The organism is Proteus sp. G2626, assembly GCF_009915985.1.
Taxonomy (GTDB): Bacteria; Pseudomonadota; Gammaproteobacteria; order Enterobacterales; family Enterobacteriaceae; genus Proteus; species Proteus vulgaris.
In genome coordinates this window covers 13,515-28,251 of sequence record NZ_JAABNH010000006.1, presented here as the reverse complement: position 1 = coordinate 28,251, position 14,737 = coordinate 13,515, and the positions used below count along the sequence as shown (strand labels likewise).

Sequence of the window (14,737 nt, the reverse complement as noted above, 5' to 3'; positions counted from 1 at the left end):
TGTCTAAAGAAAAATTTGAACGTTCAAAACCGCACGTTAACGTTGGTACTATCGGCCACGTTGACCACGGTAAAACAACTCTGACTGCTGCAATCACTACAGTTTTAGCTAAAACTTACGGTGGTGCTGCTCGTGCATTCGATCAAATCGATAACGCACCAGAAGAAAAAGCTCGTGGTATCACCATCTCTACTTCACACGTAGAATACGACACTCCAACTCGTCACTACGCACACGTAGACTGCCCAGGTCACGCCGACTATGTTAAAAACATGATCACTGGTGCTGCGCAAATGGACGGAGCGATCCTGGTAGTTGCTGCGACTGATGGCCCAATGCCACAAACTCGTGAGCACATCCTGTTAGGTCGTCAGGTTGGTGTTCCTTACATCATCGTATTCCTGAACAAATGTGACATGGTAGATGATGAAGAGTTACTGGAATTAGTTGAAATGGAAGTTCGTGAACTTCTGTCTCAGTACGATTTCCCAGGTGACGACACTCCAGTAATCCGTGGTTCAGCGCTGAAAGCACTGGAAGGCGAAGCAGAGTGGGAAGCAAAAATTGTTGAATTAGCAGAAGCACTGGATTCATACATCCCAGAACCAGAGCGTGCAATTGACAAACCATTCCTGTTACCAATCGAAGACGTATTCTCAATCTCAGGCCGTGGTACAGTAGTAACTGGTCGTGTTGAGCGTGGTGTAATCAAAGTTGGTGAAGAAGTTGAAATCGTTGGTATCAAACCAACAGTTAAAACAACTTGTACTGGCGTTGAAATGTTCCGTAAATTACTTGACGAAGGTCGTGCAGGTGAGAACGTTGGTGTTCTGCTGCGTGGTACTAAACGTGAAGAAATCGAACGTGGACAAGTACTGGCTAAACCAGGTTCAATCAAGCCACACACTAAATTCGAATCAGAAGTATATATTCTGAGCAAAGATGAAGGTGGTCGTCATACTCCATTCTTCAAAGGCTACCGTCCACAGTTCTACTTCCGTACAACTGACGTAACTGGTACTATCGAATTACCAGAAGGCGTAGAAATGGTAATGCCAGGTGACAACATCAACATGATCGTTGAACTGATTCACCCAATCGCGATGGACGACGGTTTACGTTTCGCTATCCGTGAAGGTGGCCGTACAGTAGGTGCGGGCGTTGTTGCTAAAGTATTAGGTTAATTACTCGCGTAATTCTCCTAGAGAAGGGCATCAGTAGATGCCCTTTTTTGTATCTATTGATCGGACTCTATTCTCTCAGATAAAAATCTATCTTTGTATTATCACCATTTTAAATTTGCAAAAACCAAATAAATACTTAACTAAAATAAATAGAAATTGAAATCATAATAATTATCATTTACACTCTTTCTGTGAGTAGTTAATGAGGTTGTTATTATGTACGTCTGTCTTTGTCATGGTGTGAGTGATAAAAAAATTATTGCTACTATTCATAAACACCAAGTTCACACTATTAATGAATTACGCAAGATCCTACCTGTTGGAAGTTGTTGCGGTAAGTGTGTGCGTCAAGCCCGTCAAATTATCGAAAGTGAGCAATCTACGCTATCTCCTCAAATTTCTGAAGTTGCATAACAAATTTTAAATTTCCTTTCTCTCCACTTTGTATAAAAGGTCTACACTAAAAAGACTGGAAACAAAGGAGCATAAAAATGAAAGGTGATAAAAAAATGATAGCCCACCTTAATAAGTTATTAGGTGGAGAACTTGTTGCAATTAATCAGTATTTCCTGCATGCCCGAATGTTTAAGAATTGGGGACTTACACGTCTTAATGATATGGAATATCATGAATCCATAGACGAAATGAAACATGCAGATAAATATATCGAACGCATTTTATTCCTCGAAGGTATTCCAAACTTACAAGATTTAGGCAAACTCAATATTGGTGAAGATGTTGAAGAAATACTACGTTCGGATCTTGAATTAGAACTTGGTGGTGCCAAAGATTTACGTGAAGCTATTGCTTACGCAGATTCTATTCATGATTATGTTAGCCGAGATCTTATGCTAGAAATTCTAACCGATGAAGAAGGGCATATTGATTGGATTGAAACACAACTTGAACTTATTGAGCGCATAGGGCTTCAAAACTATCTGCAAGCTCAAATTATTGAAGAGTAATCCAAAGCTTTTTAGAAAAATGGCCCCGAATTTTTTAGTGAATTATCGGACAATTTAAAGCAAAGGTAATGACTGTTACCTTTGCTTTTTCTATTTTTGAAAAGAGAAAATGAATTTTTATCGCTGATTTTTTATTCTTAGCTTGATTTCATCATTCAGGCAAGTATAATGCGCAGGCTCACTGATTTAGTGGGGGCTGATTTATCAGCTAATGCAGATTTTTTATTGCATTAATATAATACTCCCGATAGGGGAGTTATATGCAGAACGATTACACTCTCTCATCAATCGAAATGAGTACGGGTAGTAATCATTTACGTTTATAAAAAATAGTTGGAGCTCTGGTCTCATGCAGAACCAAAGAATCCGTATCCGCCTGAAAGCTTTTGATCATCGTCTGATTGATCAATCAACTGCGGAAATCGTAGAGACTGCTAAGCGCACTGGTGCGCAAGTTCGTGGTCCAATCCCACTGCCGACTCGCAAAGAGCGTTTCACAGTGTTGATTTCTCCGCACGTTAATAAAGATGCGCGTGATCAGTATGAAATTCGCACTCACAAACGTCTGGTTGACATCGTTGAGCCAACCGAGAAAACCGTTGATGCTCTGATGCGTCTGGATCTGGCTGCCGGCGTAGACGTGCAGATCAGCCTAGGTTAATCAGGTCATCAAGCGATTGAGAGGTTGAAACAATGATTGGTTTAGTCGGTAAAAAAGTAGGAATGACTCGTATCTTCACTGAAGATGGCGTTTCAATCCCTGTAACCGTTATCGAAATTGAAAACAACCGTGTTACTCAGGTCAGAGATCTTGAGAAAGACGGTTATCGTGCCATTCAGGTGACTACTGGTAGCAAAAAAGCTAACCGTGTACTGAAACCTGAAGCAGGTCATTTTGCTAAAGCTGGTGTTGAAGCTGGCCGCTTACTGCGTGAATTCCGTCTGAACGAAGGCGAAGAATACACTGTAGGTCAAAGCATTAGTGTAGAAATTTTCGCTGACGTTAAAAAAGTCGACGTTACTGGAACATCTAAAGGTAAAGGTTTTGCTGGTACTGTAAAGCGCTGGAATTTCCGTACTCAAGATGCTACCCACGGTAACTCCTTGTCTCACCGTGTTCCGGGTTCTATCGGTCAGAACCAGACTCCGGGTAAGGTGTTTAAAGGCAAGAAAATGGCAGGTCAACTGGGTAACGAACAAGTTACCGTTCAGAGCCTGGAAGTAGTACGTGTTGACGCTGAGCGCAACCTGCTGCTGGTCAAAGGTGCTGTTCCAGGTGCAACTGGCAGTGACCTGATCGTTAAACCAGCTGTCAAGGCGTAACGTCGAGGAGATAGGAATGGAATTGGTAATGAAAGACGCGCAAGGCGCGCTGACTGTTTCCGAAACTACCTTCGGGCGTGACTTTAACGAAGCGCTTGTGCATCAAGTAGTCGTTGCATACGCTGCTGGTGCTCGTCAAGGTACTCGTGCTCAGAAAACTCGTGCTGAAGTTTCTGGTTCAGGCAAAAAGCCTTGGAGACAGAAAGGTACAGGTCGTGCACGTTCAGGTTCAATCAAGAGCCCAATTTGGCGCTCTGGTGGTGTTAGCTTCGCAGCTAAACCACAGGACCACAGTCAAAAAGTAAACAAAAAGATGTACCGTGGTGCTCTGAAGAGCATTCTGTCTGAGCTGGTACGTCAAGATCGTCTGATCGTCGTAGAGAAGTTCTCTGTTGAAGCTCCTAAAACTAAGCTTTTAGCACAGAAACTGAAAGATATGGCTCTGGAAGATGTTCTGATCATCACTGCTGATGTAGATGAAAATCTGTATTTAGCAGCACGCAACTTATATAAAGTTGACGTACGTGATGCAGCAACTATCGACCCTGTTAGCTTAATCGCCTTCGACAAAGTCGTCATGACTGCTGACGCTGTGAAGCAAGTTGAGGAGATGCTGGCATGATCCGTGAAGAACGTCTGCTGAAAGTACTGCGCGCGCCGCATGTATCTGAAAAAGCTTCTATCGCGATGGAAAAATCAAACACCATCGTTCTCAAAGTTGCTAAAGACGCGACCAAAGCAGAGATTAAAGCAGCTGTACAAAAACTGTTTGAAGTCGAAGTTGAAAGTGTTAACACTCTGCTGATGAAAGGCAAAGTGAAACGTCACGGTCAGCGTATTGGTCGTCGTAGCGACTGGAAAAAAGCTTACGTAACCCTGAAGGAAGGCCAGAATCTGGACTTCGTCGGCGGCGCTGAGTAAGTCGGAGGAGTAAAGAACAATGGCAATTGTTAAATGTAAACCTACGTCTCCGGGCCGTCGCCACGTAGTTAAAGTGGTAAACCCTGAGCTGCATAAAGGGAAACCTTATGCACCATTGCTGGAAAAAAACAGCAAGTCCGGTGGTCGTAACAACAATGGTCGTATCACTACCCGTCATATCGGTGGTGGACACAAACAGGCTTACCGTATTGTTGACTTTAAACGCAACAAAGATGGTATTCCTGCGACAGTAGAACGTCTGGAATATGATCCAAACCGTTCAGCTAACATCGCTTTAGTGCTGTATGCTGATGGTGAACGTCGCTACATTCTGGCTCCAAAAGGCCTGAAAGCGGGTGATAAAGTTCAGTCTGGCGTTGATGCTGCTATCAAAACGGGTAACACCTTACCAATGCGTAATATCCCGGTTGGTTCTACTGTTCATAACGTAGAAATGAAACCAGGTAAAGGTGGTCAGTTAGCTCGTTCAGCTGGTACTTACGTTCAGATCGTTGCTCGTGATGGTGCTTATGTCACTATTCGTCTGCGTTCTGGTGAAATGCGTAAAGTTCCTTCTGATTGCCGTGCAACTATCGGTGAAGTAGGTAACTCTGAGCACATGTTACGCGTTCTGGGTAAAGCTGGTGCAAGTCGCTGGCGTGGTATTCGTCCTACCGTTCGCGGTACTGCGATGAACCCAGTCGATCACCCACATGGTGGTGGTGAAGGTCGTAACTTTGGTTTACACCCTGTAACACCTTGGGGTATTCAAACCAAAGGTAAGAAGACTCGTAAAAACAAACGCACTGAACATTTTATCGTTCATCGTCGTACTAAGAAATAATTAGAGGATAAGCCATGCCACGTTCTCTCAAGAAAGGTCCTTTTATTGACCTACACTTGCTGAAGAAGGTAGAGAAAGCGGTGGAAAGCGGTGACAAAAAGCCTGTTAAGACTTGGTCCCGTCGTTCAACGATCTTTCCTAACATGATCGGTTTGACCATCGCTGTCCATAATGGTCGTCAGCATGTTCCAGTTTACGTTTCCGACGAAATGGTTGGTCACAAACTGGGTGAATTCGCGCCGACCCGTACTTATCGCGGTCATGCAGCCGATAAAAAGGCTAAGAAAAAATAAGGTAGGAGGAAGAGATGGAAACTATCGCTATGCATCGCCACGCTCGTTCTTCTGCTCAGAAGGTTCGCTTGGTAGCTGACCTGATTCGCGGTAAGAAAGTGTCGCAAGCTCTGGAAATTTTAACCTTTACCAACAAGAAAGCTGCTGGTTTAGTGAAAAAAGTACTGGAGTCTGCTATTGCTAATGCAGAACACAACGATGGCGCTGACATTGATGATCTGAAAGTAGCTAAGATCTTTGTTGACGAAGGTCCTTCTATGAAGCGCATTATGCCTCGTGCAAAAGGCCGTGCAGATCGTATTCTGAAGCGCACCAGCCACATCACTGTGGTTGTGTCTGATCGCTGAGACTCTGGAGACTAGCAATGGGTCAAAAAGTACATCCTAATGGTATCCGCCTTGGCATTGTCAAGCCTTGGAATTCCACATGGTATGCGGGTACCAATGAATTCGCTGACAACCTAGACAGCGATTTTAAAGTACGTCAGTACTTAACTAAAGAACTGGCAAAAGCATCTGTATCTCGTATCGTTATCGAACGTCCTGCGAAAAGCATTCGTGTGACTATTCACACAGCTCGTCCAGGCATCGTTATCGGTAAAAAAGGTGAAGATGTTGAAAAACTGCGCAAAAACGTAGCGGATATCGCTGGCGTTCCTGCGCAAATTAATATCGCCGAAGTACGTAAACCTGAACTAGACGCAAAATTAGTTGCTGACAGCATCACTTCACAGCTGGAACGTCGTGTTATGTTCCGTCGTGCTATGAAACGTGCAGTACAGAACGCAATGCGTTTAGGCGCTAAAGGTATCAAAGTGGAAGTAAGTGGTCGTTTAGGCGGCGCTGAAATCGCTCGTACTGAATGGTATCGTGAAGGTCGTGTACCTCTGCACACTCTGCGTGCAGATATCGACTACAATACCTCAGAAGCACATACCACTTATGGTGTGCTCGGCGTTAAGGTATGGATCTTCAAAGGTGAGATCCTGGGTGGTATGGCTGCAGTTGAACAGGCGGAAAAACCGGCTGCTCAACCTAAAAAGCAGCAGCGTAAAGGCCGCAAGTAAGGAGAGTCGCTGATGTTACAACCAAAGCGTACAAAATTCCGTAAAGTGCACAAAGGCCGCAACCGTGGCTTAGCTGCTGGTGCGGATGTAAGCTTCGGGACTTACGGTCTTAAAGCTGTGGGCCGTGGTCGTCTGACTGCACGTCAGATCGAAGCGGCACGTCGTGCAATGACCCGTGCAGTTAAGCGTCAGGGTAAAATCTGGATCCGTGTGTTCCCAGACAAACCAATCACTGAAAAGCCGCTCGAAGTCCGTATGGGTAAAGGTAAAGGTAACGTTGAGTATTGGGTTGCCTTAATCCAGCCAGGTAAAGTCCTGTATGAAATGGATGGTGTGCCTGAAGAACTGGCCCGTGAAGCATTCAAGCTGGCGGCAGCAAAACTGCCTATCAAAACCACCTTTGTAACTAAGACGGTGATGTAATGAAAGCAAAAGAGCTGCGCGAAAAGAGCGTTGAAGAGCTGAACACAGAACTGCTGAACTTACTGCGCGAGCAGTTCAACCTGCGTATGCAGGCAGCAAGTGGTCAGTTACAACAGTCTCATCTGTTGAAACAAGTGCGTCGTAATATCGCACGCGTTAAGACTTTACTGACTGAGAAGGCGGGTGCGTAATGACCGATAAAATCCGTACTCTGCAAGGTCGTGTAGTTAGTGACAAAATGGAAAAATCTATTGTTGTTGCTATCGATCGTATGGTTAAACATCCATTATATGGTAAGTTTATCCGTCGTACGACCAAACTGCATGTACATGACGAGAACAACGAATGTGGAATTGGTGACGTAGTAGAAATTCGTCAAACACGTCCACTGTCTAAGACTAAGTCTTGGGCGTTAGTTCGCGTTGTAGAAAAAGCTGTTCTGTAATAAAATAGCCTTTTCGTACGAAATAAACGGCTCAAAACTGAACGAGCCGTTTATTTTTTCTGTCCATATCGAGAATGTGGTGTTATAATGCCGCTCCCTCGTATTATGGGATATTGAACGGCCTCTTCTAATGTGGAAGTGGCTCAGTAGTAGTTGACATTTAGCGGAGCACTAAAATGATCCAAGAACAGACTATGCTGAACGTGGCCGACAACTCCGGTGCACGTCGCGTAATGTGTATCAAGGTTCTAGGTGGCTCGCACCGTCGCTACGCAGATGTAGGTGACATCATCAAAATTACCATCAAGGAAGCAATTCCACGTGGTAAAGTTAAGAAAGGTGATGTACTGAAAGCGGTAGTGGTGCGCACCAAGAAGGGTGTTCGTCGCCCTGACGGTTCTGTCATTCGCTTCGATAGCAACGCTTGTGTATTGTTAAACAACAACAGCGAGCAAGTTATTGGTACGCGTATTTTTGGGCCGGTTACTCGTGAACTTCGTAACGAGAAGTTTATGAAAATAATCTCTCTGGCACCTGAAGTACTCTAAGGAGCAGGCAATGGCAGCGAAAATCCGTCGTGAAGACGAAGTTATCGTGCTAACTGGTAAAGATAAAGGTAAGCGCGGTAAAGTAAAACAGGTTCTTTCTTCTGGTAAAGTTATCGTTGAAGGTATCAATCTGGTTAAAAAACATCAGAAGCCAGTTCCGGCTCTGAACCAACCAGGTGGCATCGTTGAAAAAGAAGCTTCTATCCAAGTTTCTAACGTTGCAATCTTCAATGCGGCAACCGGTAAGGCTGACCGTGTAGGTTTTAGATTCGAAGACGGCAAAAAAGTTCGTTTCTTCAAATCTAATAAAGAAACTATCAAGTAATTTGGAGTATACGATGGCGAAACTGCATGATTACTACAAAGACGAGGTAGTCCAAAAACTGATGTCTCAGTTTGGTTACCATTCTGTCATGCAAGTCCCTCGGGTCGAGAAGATCACCCTGAACATGGGTGTTGGTGAAGCGATTGTTGATAAGAAACTGCTGGACAATGCAGCAGCTGATTTAGCAGCAATCTCAGGTCAAAAACCTTTGATCACCAAAGCACGCAAATCTGTTGCAGGCTTCAAAATCCGCCAGGGCTATCCGATCGGCTGTAAAGTGACCCTGCGTGGCGAACGCATGTGGGAGTTCTTTGAACGCCTGATCTCTATTGCTGTACCACGTATCCGTGACTTCCGTGGTTTGTCCGCTAAATCATTTGATGGACGTGGTAATTACAGCATGGGCGTACGTGAGCAAATCATCTTCCCTGAAATCGATTACGATAAAGTGGATCGTGTTCGTGGTTTGGATATTACCATTACTACGACTGCGAAATCAGATGATGAAGGTCGCGCACTGTTAGCAGCGTTTAACTTCCCGTTCCGCAAGTAAGGCAGGGCATTCATGGCTAAGAAATCTATGAAAGCACGTGATGTAAAACGTGCGAATTTAGCTGAGAAATTCTTCGCAAAACGCGCAGAACTGAAAGCTATCGTTTCAGATGTGAACGTATCTGATGAAGATCGTTGGAATGCTGTTCTGAAACTGCAAACTATGCCACGTGATTCAAGTCCTTCACGTCAGCGTAACCGCTGCCGTCAAACTGGACGTCCGCACGGTTTCCTGCGGAAATTTGGCCTCAGCCGTATTAAAGTCCGTGAAGCCGCTATGCGCGGTGAAATCCCGGGCCTTAGAAAGGCTAGCTGGTAATTACCATAATTGAATCACGGGAGTAAAGACAGATGAGCATGCAAGATCCCATCGCGGATATGCTGACCCGTATCCGTAACGGTCAGGCCGCGAATAAAGTTGCGGTCACAATGCCTTCCTCCAAGCTGAAAGTGGCGATTGCCAACGTGCTTAAGGAAGAAGGTTATATCGAAGATTTTAAAATTGAAGGCGACACTAAGCCAGAACTGGAAATCACTTTAAAATATTTCCAAGGTAAGGCTGTAGTAGAAAGCATTCAGCGCGTAAGCCGTCCAAGTCTGCGCATCTATAAAAGAAAAGATGAGCTGCCACAAGTTATGGCAGGACTGGGCATCGCTGTTGTTTCTACCTCAAAAGGTGTTATGACTGATCGTGCAGCTCGCCAAGCAGGTCTTGGTGGCGAGATTATCTGCTACGTAGCTTAATTCGGGAGGAAAGAATGTCTCGTGTGGCAAAAGCACCCGTCGTCATTCCTGCCGGCGTAGAGGTTAAACTCAACGGTCAGGTAATTACGATTAAGGGTAAAAACGGCGAGCTAACTCGTACTATCCATAATGCAGTTGAAATTCAACATGCTGACAACCAGTTAACTTTCGCACCTCGTGATGGTTTCGCTGATGCATGGGCACAGGCGGGTACTACTCGTTCTCTGTTAAATGCAATGGTTGTAGGTGTTACCGAAGGCTTCACTAAGAAACTGCAACTGGTAGGTGTAGGTTATCGTGCGTCTATTAAAGGCAATGCGGTTAACTTATCAGTAGGTTTTTCACATCCAGTGGAACACCAACTGCCAGCAGGCATCACTGCTGAATGTCCAACACAAACTGAAATCGTGCTGAAAGGTGCGGATAAGCAAGTGATTGGTCAAGTAGCAGCTGAACTGCGTGCTTACCGTCGCCCTGAACCTTATAAAGGTAAAGGTATTCGTTACGCCGACGAAGTTGTGCGTATCAAAGAGGCTAAGAAGAAGTAAGGTAACACTATGGATAAGAAAGCAGCTCGTATCCGTCGTGCGACCCGCGCACGCCGTAAGCTCCAAGAATTGGGTGCGACTCGCCTGGTGGTACACCGTACCCCTCGCCATATTTATGCGCAGGTTATTGCACCAAACGGTTCTGAAACTTTGGTGGCCGCTTCTACTACAGAAAAAGCTATCATTGAGCAACTGAAAAACACTGGAAACAAAGAAGCAGCAGCAGTAGTTGGTAAAATTGTTGCTGAACGCGCTCTGGAAAAAGGTATCAAAGTAGTATCATTTGACCGTTCCGGTTTCCAATATCATGGTCGAGTCCAGGCACTGGCAGATGCTGCCCGTGAAGCTGGCCTTCAGTTCTAAGGTAGGAGTGTAAGATGGCTCACATCGAGAAACAAGCTGGCGAACTGCAGGAAAAGCTGATCGCGGTAAACCGCGTATCTAAAACCGTTAAAGGTGGTCGTATATTTAGCTTCACCGCGCTTACAGTCGTTGGTGATGGTAATGGCCGCGTTGGTTTTGGATATGGCAAAGCTCGCGAAGTTCCGGCAGCAATCCAGAAAGCGATGGAAAAAGCCCGTCGCAATATGAAAACCGTCGCTTTAAACAACGGTACTTTGTTCCACCCTGTTAAAGGTACCCACACAGGTTCTCGCGTATTTATGCAGCCTGCTCATGAAGGTACTGGTATCATCGCAGGTGGTGCAATGCGTGCAGTTCTAGAAGTGGCTGGCGTTCGTAACGTACTGGCTAAAACCTATGGTTCCACTAACCCGATTAACGTGGTTCGTGCAACACTGGACGCTTTAGATAGCATGAAGTCTCCAGATATGGTCGCAGCTAAGCGTGGTAAATCCGTTGAAGAAATTCTGGGGTAATGACCATGGCTAAGACTATTAAAATTACTCAAACACGCAGCTTAATCGGTCGTCTGCCTAAACATAAGGCAACTATGACTGGTTTAGGCCTGCGTCGCATCGGTCACACTGTAGAACGCGAAGATACACCAGCAGTTCGCGGTATGATCAACTTGGTTTCCTATATGGTTAAAGTTGAGGAGTAAGAGATGCGTTTAAATACTCTGTCTCCGGCTGAAGGTGCCAAGCATGCGCCTAAACGTGTAGGTCGTGGTATCGGTTCTGGCTTAGGTAAAACTGGCGGCCGTGGTCACAAAGGTCAGAAGTCTCGTTCTGGCGGTGGCGTACGTCGTGGGTTTGAAGGTGGCCAGATGCCTTTATATCGTCGTTTACCAAAATTTGGTTTTACTTCACGTAAATCATTCGTGACTGCGGAAATCCGCCTGTCTGATTTAGCTTACGTTGAAGGCGATGTAATCGATCTGAATGCACTGAAAGCCGCAAACGTTGTTGGCCCACAGATTGAATATGCAAAATTAATTCTATCTGGCGAGGTTAACCGTGCAGTGACTATTCGTGGTCTGCGTGTTACCAAAGGTGCCCGTGCAGCAATCGAATCAGCTGGCGGTAAAATTGAGGAATAAGTGACAGATGGCTAAACAACCAGGTTTAGATTTTCAGAGTGCTAAAGGTGGTGTAGGTGAACTAAAACGCAGACTTTTGTTTGTTCTTGGTGCACTAATTGTCTTTAGGATTGGCTCTTTTATTCCTATCCCTGGTATTGATGCCACTGTGCTTGCCAAATTGCTCGATCAGCAAAAAGGCACCATCATTGAAATGTTTAACATGTTCTCTGGTGGTGCTCTTAGCCGTGCTTCTATCTTTGCGCTGGGTATCATGCCTTATATTTCGGCATCGATTATTATCCAACTTTTATCAGTGGTTAACCCTCGGTTAGCAGAGATTAAGAAGGAAGGGGAGGCCGGTCGTCGTAAGATCAGCCAATATACCCGTTATGGTACTTTGGTGCTGGCGATATTCCAATCAATTGGTATCGCAACAGGCTTACCGAATATGCCAGGAATGCAAGGTCTGGTGATTAATCCAGGCTTACCATTCTATATTACGGCTGTTGTGAGCTTAGTCACTGGGACAATGTTCCTGATGTGGTTAGGTGAGCAAATCACTGAACGTGGTATTGGTAACGGTATCTCAATCATTATCTTTGCAGGTATCGTTGCAGGTCTTCCACCTGCCATTGGTCAAACCATCGAGCAGGCGCGGCAAGGCGAACTGCACTTCCTCCTGTTATTGTTGGTTGCAGTATTGGTGTTCGCGGTTACTTTCTTTGTTGTTTTTGTAGAAAGAGGACAACGTCGTATCGTTGTTAACTATGCAAAACGTCAACAAGGGCGTAGAATATACGCGGCACAAAGTACACATCTACCACTTAAAGTAAATATGGCGGGTGTTATACCAGCAATTTTTGCTTCAAGTATTATCCTGTTTCCTGGTACAATAACCTCTTGGTTTGGCGATGGTACAGGATGGGGTTGGCTGACGACGATTTCGTTAAATCTACAGCCTGGTCAACCTATTTATGTGCTACTATACGCTGCTGCAATCATATTCTTCTGTTTCTTTTATACGGCGTTGGTTTTCAACCCAAGAGAAACGGCAGATAACCTGAAGAAGTCCGGTGCATTTGTACCAGGAATTCGCCCGGGAGAGCAGACGGCTAAATATATAGATAAAGTGATGACTCGTTTAACCTTAATTGGTGCCTTGTATATTACCTTTATCTGTCTCATCCCGGAGTTCATGCGTGACGCAATGAAAGTACCTTTCTATTTTGGTGGTACTTCCCTCTTAATCGTGGTTGTGGTCATCATGGATTTTATGGCTCAAGTGCAAACTCTCCTGATGTCAAGTCAGTATGAGTCTGCATTGAAAAAAGCAAATCTTAAAGGTTAATTACTGATAAGCGATTTGTTTTAGAAGTTACGGAGAGTAAAAATGAAAGTTCGTGCTTCCGTCAAGAAAATGTGCCGTAACTGCAAAATTGTTAGACGTCACGGTCACGTGCGTGTAATTTGCAGCGTCGAGCCTAAGCATAAACAGCGTCAAGGCTAATTTATTGCATTTTTTTCTTGCAAAGTTCGGTTGAGCTGGCTAAATTAGCCAGCCCAATCTTTTATAATATGTACAGTATTGTTTGAGTATCCTGAAAACGGGCTTTTCAGAATAGTACTGTATAACTGCTAATTTAGGAGTGCATAGTGGCCCGTATAGCAGGCATTAACATTCCTGATCATAAACATACCGTAATCGCATTAACTTCGATTTACGGCATCGGTAAAACCCGCTCACAGGCTATCTGTGTAGCTGCTGGTATTGCTGAAAATGTTAAGATCAGTGAGCTGTCTGAAGAGCAAATCGACAAGCTGCGTGACGAAGTTGCCAAATACGTTGTAGAAGGTGATCTGCGTCGTGAAGTTACCCTGAGCATCAAACGTCTGATGGATCTTGGTACTTACCGTGGTTTACGTCATCGTCGTGGTCTACCAGTTCGCGGTCAGCGTACTAAGACTAACGCACGTACCCGTAAGGGTCCGCGTAAGCCGATCAAGAAATAATCGGGGTATTTGAACAATGGCAAAAGCACCTATTCGTGCACGTAAGCGTGTAAGAAAACAAGTCTCTGACGGTGTGGCTCATATCCATGCTTCTTTCAACAACACAATCGTTACTATTACTGATCGTCAAGGTAACGCATTGGGTTGGGCTACTGCCGGTGGTTCCGGTTTCCGTGGTTCTCGTAAATCTACTCCGTTCGCGGCTCAGGTTGCAGCAGAACGTTGCGCTGAAGCTGTTAAAGAGTACGGAATTAAGAACTTGGAAGTTATGGTTAAAGGACCTGGTCCTGGTCGTGAGTCAACTATCCGTGCATTAAACGCGGCTGGTTTCCGCATCACTAATATTACTGATGTGACTCCGATTCCTCATAACGGTTGTCGCCCACCGAAAAAACGTCGCGTTTAATAACGTTTTCGTTTTTAGGAAAGTTGGAGAAAGAAAATGGCAAGATATTTGGGTCCTAAGCTCAAGCTGAGCCGTCGCGAAGGTACAGATTTATTTCTAAAATCTGGCGTTCGGGCGATTGACACCAAGTGTAAACTGGAACAAGCACCAGGTCAGCACGGCGCACGTAAACCGCGTCTGTCTGATTACGGTGTTCAGTTACGTGAAAAACAAAAAGTACGTCGTATTTACGGTGTTCTAGAACGTCAATTCCGTAACTACTACAAAGAAGCAACACGTCTGAAAGGCAACACAGGTGAAAACCTGCTGACTCTGCTGGAAGGTCGTCTGGATAACGTTGTTTATCGTATGGGCTTTGGCGCAACTCGCGCAGAAGCACGTCAGATGGTTAGCCATAAAGCAATCATGGTGAATGGTCGCGTGGTTAACATTGCTTCTTATCAGGTTTCCCCGAATGACGTAGTCAGCGTTCGTGAAAAATCGAAAAAACAGTCTCGTATCAAGGCTGCTTTAGAGCTGGCTGAACAGCGTGAAAAGCCAACATGGCTGGAAGTTGATGCTGCTAAGATGGAAGGTGTGTTCAAGCGTATTCCTGAACGTACTGACTTGTCTGCTGACATTAACGAGCACCTGATCGTCGAGCTTTACTCCAAGTAA

Annotated in this window: 29 protein-coding genes; all 29 read left to right on the top strand. The window is 44.9% G+C overall.

Annotated features, from left to right (window positions below):
• Positions 1-1,184: elongation factor Tu (gene tuf / locus GWJ05_RS02530; RefSeq protein WP_087803048.1), on the top strand; the 1,184-nt coding region annotated here is incomplete at its 5' end.
• Between the two features lie 216 nt (positions 1,185-1,400).
• Entirely contained in the window at positions 1,401-1,598 is a 198-nt protein-coding gene (gene bfd / locus GWJ05_RS02525) for a bacterioferritin-associated ferredoxin (protein WP_087802846.1), read from the top strand.
• A gap of 77 nt (positions 1,599-1,675) precedes the next feature.
• On the top strand, positions 1,676-2,149 hold the full coding sequence (bfr, locus tag GWJ05_RS02520) for a bacterioferritin (protein ID WP_036933228.1): 474 nt from the start codon (positions 1,676-1,678) through the stop codon (positions 2,147-2,149).
• Positions 2,150-2,498: 349 nt separating this feature from the next.
• Positions 2,499-2,810 (top strand): 30S ribosomal protein S10, encoded by a 312-nt coding sequence (gene rpsJ, locus GWJ05_RS02515; RefSeq protein WP_001181005.1) that lies wholly within the window; start codon positions 2,499-2,501, stop codon positions 2,808-2,810.
• A 32-nt stretch (positions 2,811-2,842) separates the two neighbouring features.
• Positions 2,843-3,472, top strand: coding sequence for a 50S ribosomal protein L3 (gene rplC, locus GWJ05_RS02510; protein WP_023583465.1), 630 nt, complete (start codon positions 2,843-2,845; stop codon positions 3,470-3,472).
• 16 nt (positions 3,473-3,488) lie between these two features.
• The gene (gene rplD, locus GWJ05_RS02505; RefSeq protein ID WP_023583466.1) at positions 3,489-4,094 is read left to right on the top strand and encodes a 50S ribosomal protein L4; all 606 of its coding nucleotides are present in this window, start codon (positions 3,489-3,491) and stop codon (positions 4,092-4,094) included.
• Positions 4,091-4,393, top strand: a complete 303-nt coding sequence (rplW, locus tag GWJ05_RS02500; RefSeq protein ID WP_004246962.1) for a 50S ribosomal protein L23 — start codon at positions 4,091-4,093, stop codon at positions 4,391-4,393. The genes rplD and rplW overlap by 4 nt, the downstream gene beginning before the upstream one ends.
• 19 nt (positions 4,394-4,412) lie before the next feature.
• On the top strand, positions 4,413-5,237 hold the full coding sequence (rplB, locus tag GWJ05_RS02495; RefSeq protein ID WP_036933225.1) for a 50S ribosomal protein L2: 825 nt from the start codon (positions 4,413-4,415) through the stop codon (positions 5,235-5,237).
• Between the two features lie 14 nt (positions 5,238-5,251).
• On the top strand, positions 5,252-5,530 hold the full coding sequence (gene rpsS, locus GWJ05_RS02490; protein ID WP_004246960.1) for a 30S ribosomal protein S19: 279 nt from the start codon (positions 5,252-5,254) through the stop codon (positions 5,528-5,530).
• 14 nt (positions 5,531-5,544) lie between these two features.
• Positions 5,545-5,877: a 50S ribosomal protein L22 gene (gene rplV, locus GWJ05_RS02485; RefSeq protein ID WP_006535498.1), complete on the top strand. Its 333-nt coding sequence runs from the start codon at positions 5,545-5,547 to the stop codon at positions 5,875-5,877.
• A gap of 17 nt (positions 5,878-5,894) precedes the next feature.
• Positions 5,895-6,596: a 30S ribosomal protein S3 gene (gene rpsC / locus GWJ05_RS02480; protein ID WP_004246958.1), complete on the top strand. Its 702-nt coding sequence runs from the start codon at positions 5,895-5,897 to the stop codon at positions 6,594-6,596.
• Positions 6,597-6,608: 12 nt separating this feature from the next.
• Positions 6,609-7,019: a 50S ribosomal protein L16 gene (gene rplP, locus GWJ05_RS02475; RefSeq protein WP_006535500.1), complete on the top strand. Its 411-nt coding sequence runs from the start codon at positions 6,609-6,611 to the stop codon at positions 7,017-7,019.
• Positions 7,019-7,210: a 50S ribosomal protein L29 gene (rpmC, locus tag GWJ05_RS02470; RefSeq protein ID WP_004238624.1), complete on the top strand. Its 192-nt coding sequence runs from the start codon at positions 7,019-7,021 to the stop codon at positions 7,208-7,210. The genes rplP and rpmC overlap by 1 nt, the downstream gene beginning before the upstream one ends.
• Positions 7,210-7,464, top strand: a complete 255-nt coding sequence (rpsQ, locus tag GWJ05_RS02465) for a 30S ribosomal protein S17 (protein ID WP_023583468.1) — start codon at positions 7,210-7,212, stop codon at positions 7,462-7,464. Before rpmC ends, rpsQ begins: the two co-directional genes overlap by 1 nt.
• A gap of 176 nt (positions 7,465-7,640) precedes the next feature.
• Entirely contained in the window at positions 7,641-8,012 is a 372-nt protein-coding gene (rplN, locus tag GWJ05_RS02460; protein ID WP_004246955.1) for a 50S ribosomal protein L14, read from the top strand.
• A 10-nt stretch (positions 8,013-8,022) separates the two neighbouring features.
• The gene (gene rplX / locus GWJ05_RS02455) at positions 8,023-8,337 is read left to right on the top strand and encodes a 50S ribosomal protein L24 (RefSeq protein WP_006535502.1); all 315 of its coding nucleotides are present in this window, start codon (positions 8,023-8,025) and stop codon (positions 8,335-8,337) included.
• A gap of 13 nt (positions 8,338-8,350) precedes the next feature.
• Positions 8,351-8,890: a 50S ribosomal protein L5 gene (gene rplE / locus GWJ05_RS02450; RefSeq protein ID WP_036933223.1), complete on the top strand. Its 540-nt coding sequence runs from the start codon at positions 8,351-8,353 to the stop codon at positions 8,888-8,890.
• A gap of 12 nt (positions 8,891-8,902) precedes the next feature.
• Positions 8,903-9,208, top strand: a complete 306-nt coding sequence (rpsN, locus tag GWJ05_RS02445; protein WP_006535503.1) for a 30S ribosomal protein S14 — start codon at positions 8,903-8,905, stop codon at positions 9,206-9,208.
• Positions 9,209-9,240: 32 nt separating this feature from the next.
• Positions 9,241-9,633 (top strand): 30S ribosomal protein S8, encoded by a 393-nt coding sequence (gene rpsH, locus GWJ05_RS02440; protein ID WP_004246950.1) that lies wholly within the window; start codon positions 9,241-9,243, stop codon positions 9,631-9,633.
• Between the two features lie 14 nt (positions 9,634-9,647).
• Positions 9,648-10,181, top strand: coding sequence for a 50S ribosomal protein L6 (gene rplF, locus GWJ05_RS02435; protein WP_036933221.1), 534 nt, complete (start codon positions 9,648-9,650; stop codon positions 10,179-10,181).
• Positions 10,182-10,190: 9 nt separating this feature from the next.
• Positions 10,191-10,544: a 50S ribosomal protein L18 gene (gene rplR / locus GWJ05_RS02430; RefSeq protein ID WP_023583471.1), complete on the top strand. Its 354-nt coding sequence runs from the start codon at positions 10,191-10,193 to the stop codon at positions 10,542-10,544.
• Positions 10,545-10,558: 14 nt separating this feature from the next.
• Complete coding sequence (gene rpsE / locus GWJ05_RS02425) at positions 10,559-11,059, top strand: 30S ribosomal protein S5 (RefSeq protein ID WP_023583472.1); 501 nt, start codon at positions 10,559-10,561, stop codon at positions 11,057-11,059.
• Between the two features lie 5 nt (positions 11,060-11,064).
• Complete coding sequence (gene rpmD / locus GWJ05_RS02420; RefSeq protein ID WP_036914634.1) at positions 11,065-11,244, top strand: 50S ribosomal protein L30; 180 nt, start codon at positions 11,065-11,067, stop codon at positions 11,242-11,244.
• A gap of 3 nt (positions 11,245-11,247) precedes the next feature.
• The gene (gene rplO / locus GWJ05_RS02415; protein ID WP_036933215.1) at positions 11,248-11,682 is read left to right on the top strand and encodes a 50S ribosomal protein L15; all 435 of its coding nucleotides are present in this window, start codon (positions 11,248-11,250) and stop codon (positions 11,680-11,682) included.
• 7 nt (positions 11,683-11,689) lie between these two features.
• Positions 11,690-13,012, top strand: coding sequence for a preprotein translocase subunit SecY (gene secY, locus GWJ05_RS02410; RefSeq protein ID WP_006535510.1), 1,323 nt, complete (start codon positions 11,690-11,692; stop codon positions 13,010-13,012).
• Between the two features lie 42 nt (positions 13,013-13,054).
• Positions 13,055-13,171, top strand: coding sequence for a 50S ribosomal protein L36 (gene rpmJ, locus GWJ05_RS02405; protein ID WP_071788572.1), 117 nt, complete (start codon positions 13,055-13,057; stop codon positions 13,169-13,171).
• Positions 13,172-13,317: 146 nt separating this feature from the next.
• Entirely contained in the window at positions 13,318-13,674 is a 357-nt protein-coding gene (rpsM, locus tag GWJ05_RS02400) for a 30S ribosomal protein S13 (protein WP_036914623.1), read from the top strand.
• A gap of 16 nt (positions 13,675-13,690) precedes the next feature.
• Positions 13,691-14,080, top strand: coding sequence for a 30S ribosomal protein S11 (gene rpsK / locus GWJ05_RS02395; protein WP_002919257.1), 390 nt, complete (start codon positions 13,691-13,693; stop codon positions 14,078-14,080).
• Between the two features lie 36 nt (positions 14,081-14,116).
• Positions 14,117-14,737 (top strand): 30S ribosomal protein S4, encoded by a 621-nt coding sequence (rpsD, locus tag GWJ05_RS02390; protein ID WP_004246942.1) that lies wholly within the window; start codon positions 14,117-14,119, stop codon positions 14,735-14,737.

What these genes read in the sequence shown, in the direction of transcription:
- rpsS (WP_004246960.1), top strand. Translation starts at nt 5,252, where the DNA reads ATGCCACGTTCTCTCAAGAAAGGTCCTTTTATTGACCTACACTTGCTG.
- rpsD (WP_004246942.1), top strand. Translation starts at nt 14,117, where the DNA reads ATGGCAAGATATTTGGGTCCTAAGCTCAAGCTGAGCCGTCGCGAAGGT.
- rplO (WP_036933215.1), top strand. Translation starts at nt 11,248, where the DNA reads ATGCGTTTAAATACTCTGTCTCCGGCTGAAGGTGCCAAGCATGCGCCT.
- rpsH (WP_004246950.1), top strand. Translation starts at nt 9,241, where the DNA reads ATGAGCATGCAAGATCCCATCGCGGATATGCTGACCCGTATCCGTAAC.
- rpsC (WP_004246958.1), top strand. Translation starts at nt 5,895, where the DNA reads ATGGGTCAAAAAGTACATCCTAATGGTATCCGCCTTGGCATTGTCAAG.
- rplP (WP_006535500.1), top strand. Translation starts at nt 6,609, where the DNA reads ATGTTACAACCAAAGCGTACAAAATTCCGTAAAGTGCACAAAGGCCGC.
- rplC (WP_023583465.1), top strand. Translation starts at nt 2,843, where the DNA reads ATGATTGGTTTAGTCGGTAAAAAAGTAGGAATGACTCGTATCTTCACT.
- secY (WP_006535510.1), top strand. Translation starts at nt 11,690, where the DNA reads ATGGCTAAACAACCAGGTTTAGATTTTCAGAGTGCTAAAGGTGGTGTA.
- rplN (WP_004246955.1), top strand. Translation starts at nt 7,641, where the DNA reads ATGATCCAAGAACAGACTATGCTGAACGTGGCCGACAACTCCGGTGCA.
- bfr (WP_036933228.1), top strand. Translation starts at nt 1,676, where the DNA reads ATGAAAGGTGATAAAAAAATGATAGCCCACCTTAATAAGTTATTAGGT.
- rplX (WP_006535502.1), top strand. Translation starts at nt 8,023, where the DNA reads ATGGCAGCGAAAATCCGTCGTGAAGACGAAGTTATCGTGCTAACTGGT.
- rplR (WP_023583471.1), top strand. Translation starts at nt 10,191, where the DNA reads ATGGATAAGAAAGCAGCTCGTATCCGTCGTGCGACCCGCGCACGCCGT.
- rpmC (WP_004238624.1), top strand. Translation starts at nt 7,019, where the DNA reads ATGAAAGCAAAAGAGCTGCGCGAAAAGAGCGTTGAAGAGCTGAACACA.
- rplD (WP_023583466.1), top strand. Translation starts at nt 3,489, where the DNA reads ATGGAATTGGTAATGAAAGACGCGCAAGGCGCGCTGACTGTTTCCGAA.
- rpmJ (WP_071788572.1), top strand. Translation starts at nt 13,055, where the DNA reads ATGAAAGTTCGTGCTTCCGTCAAGAAAATGTGCCGTAACTGCAAAATT.
- rpmD (WP_036914634.1), top strand. Translation starts at nt 11,065, where the DNA reads ATGGCTAAGACTATTAAAATTACTCAAACACGCAGCTTAATCGGTCGT.
- rpsN (WP_006535503.1), top strand. Translation starts at nt 8,903, where the DNA reads ATGGCTAAGAAATCTATGAAAGCACGTGATGTAAAACGTGCGAATTTA.
- rplF (WP_036933221.1), top strand. Translation starts at nt 9,648, where the DNA reads ATGTCTCGTGTGGCAAAAGCACCCGTCGTCATTCCTGCCGGCGTAGAG.
- rplB (WP_036933225.1), top strand. Translation starts at nt 4,413, where the DNA reads ATGGCAATTGTTAAATGTAAACCTACGTCTCCGGGCCGTCGCCACGTA.
- rplW (WP_004246962.1), top strand. Translation starts at nt 4,091, where the DNA reads ATGATCCGTGAAGAACGTCTGCTGAAAGTACTGCGCGCGCCGCATGTA.
- rplV (WP_006535498.1), top strand. Translation starts at nt 5,545, where the DNA reads ATGGAAACTATCGCTATGCATCGCCACGCTCGTTCTTCTGCTCAGAAG.
- rpsQ (WP_023583468.1), top strand. Translation starts at nt 7,210, where the DNA reads ATGACCGATAAAATCCGTACTCTGCAAGGTCGTGTAGTTAGTGACAAA.
- rpsE (WP_023583472.1), top strand. Translation starts at nt 10,559, where the DNA reads ATGGCTCACATCGAGAAACAAGCTGGCGAACTGCAGGAAAAGCTGATC.
- rplE (WP_036933223.1), top strand. Translation starts at nt 8,351, where the DNA reads ATGGCGAAACTGCATGATTACTACAAAGACGAGGTAGTCCAAAAACTG.
- rpsK (WP_002919257.1), top strand. Translation starts at nt 13,691, where the DNA reads ATGGCAAAAGCACCTATTCGTGCACGTAAGCGTGTAAGAAAACAAGTC.
- bfd (WP_087802846.1), top strand. Translation starts at nt 1,401, where the DNA reads ATGTACGTCTGTCTTTGTCATGGTGTGAGTGATAAAAAAATTATTGCT.
- rpsJ (WP_001181005.1), top strand. Translation starts at nt 2,499, where the DNA reads ATGCAGAACCAAAGAATCCGTATCCGCCTGAAAGCTTTTGATCATCGT.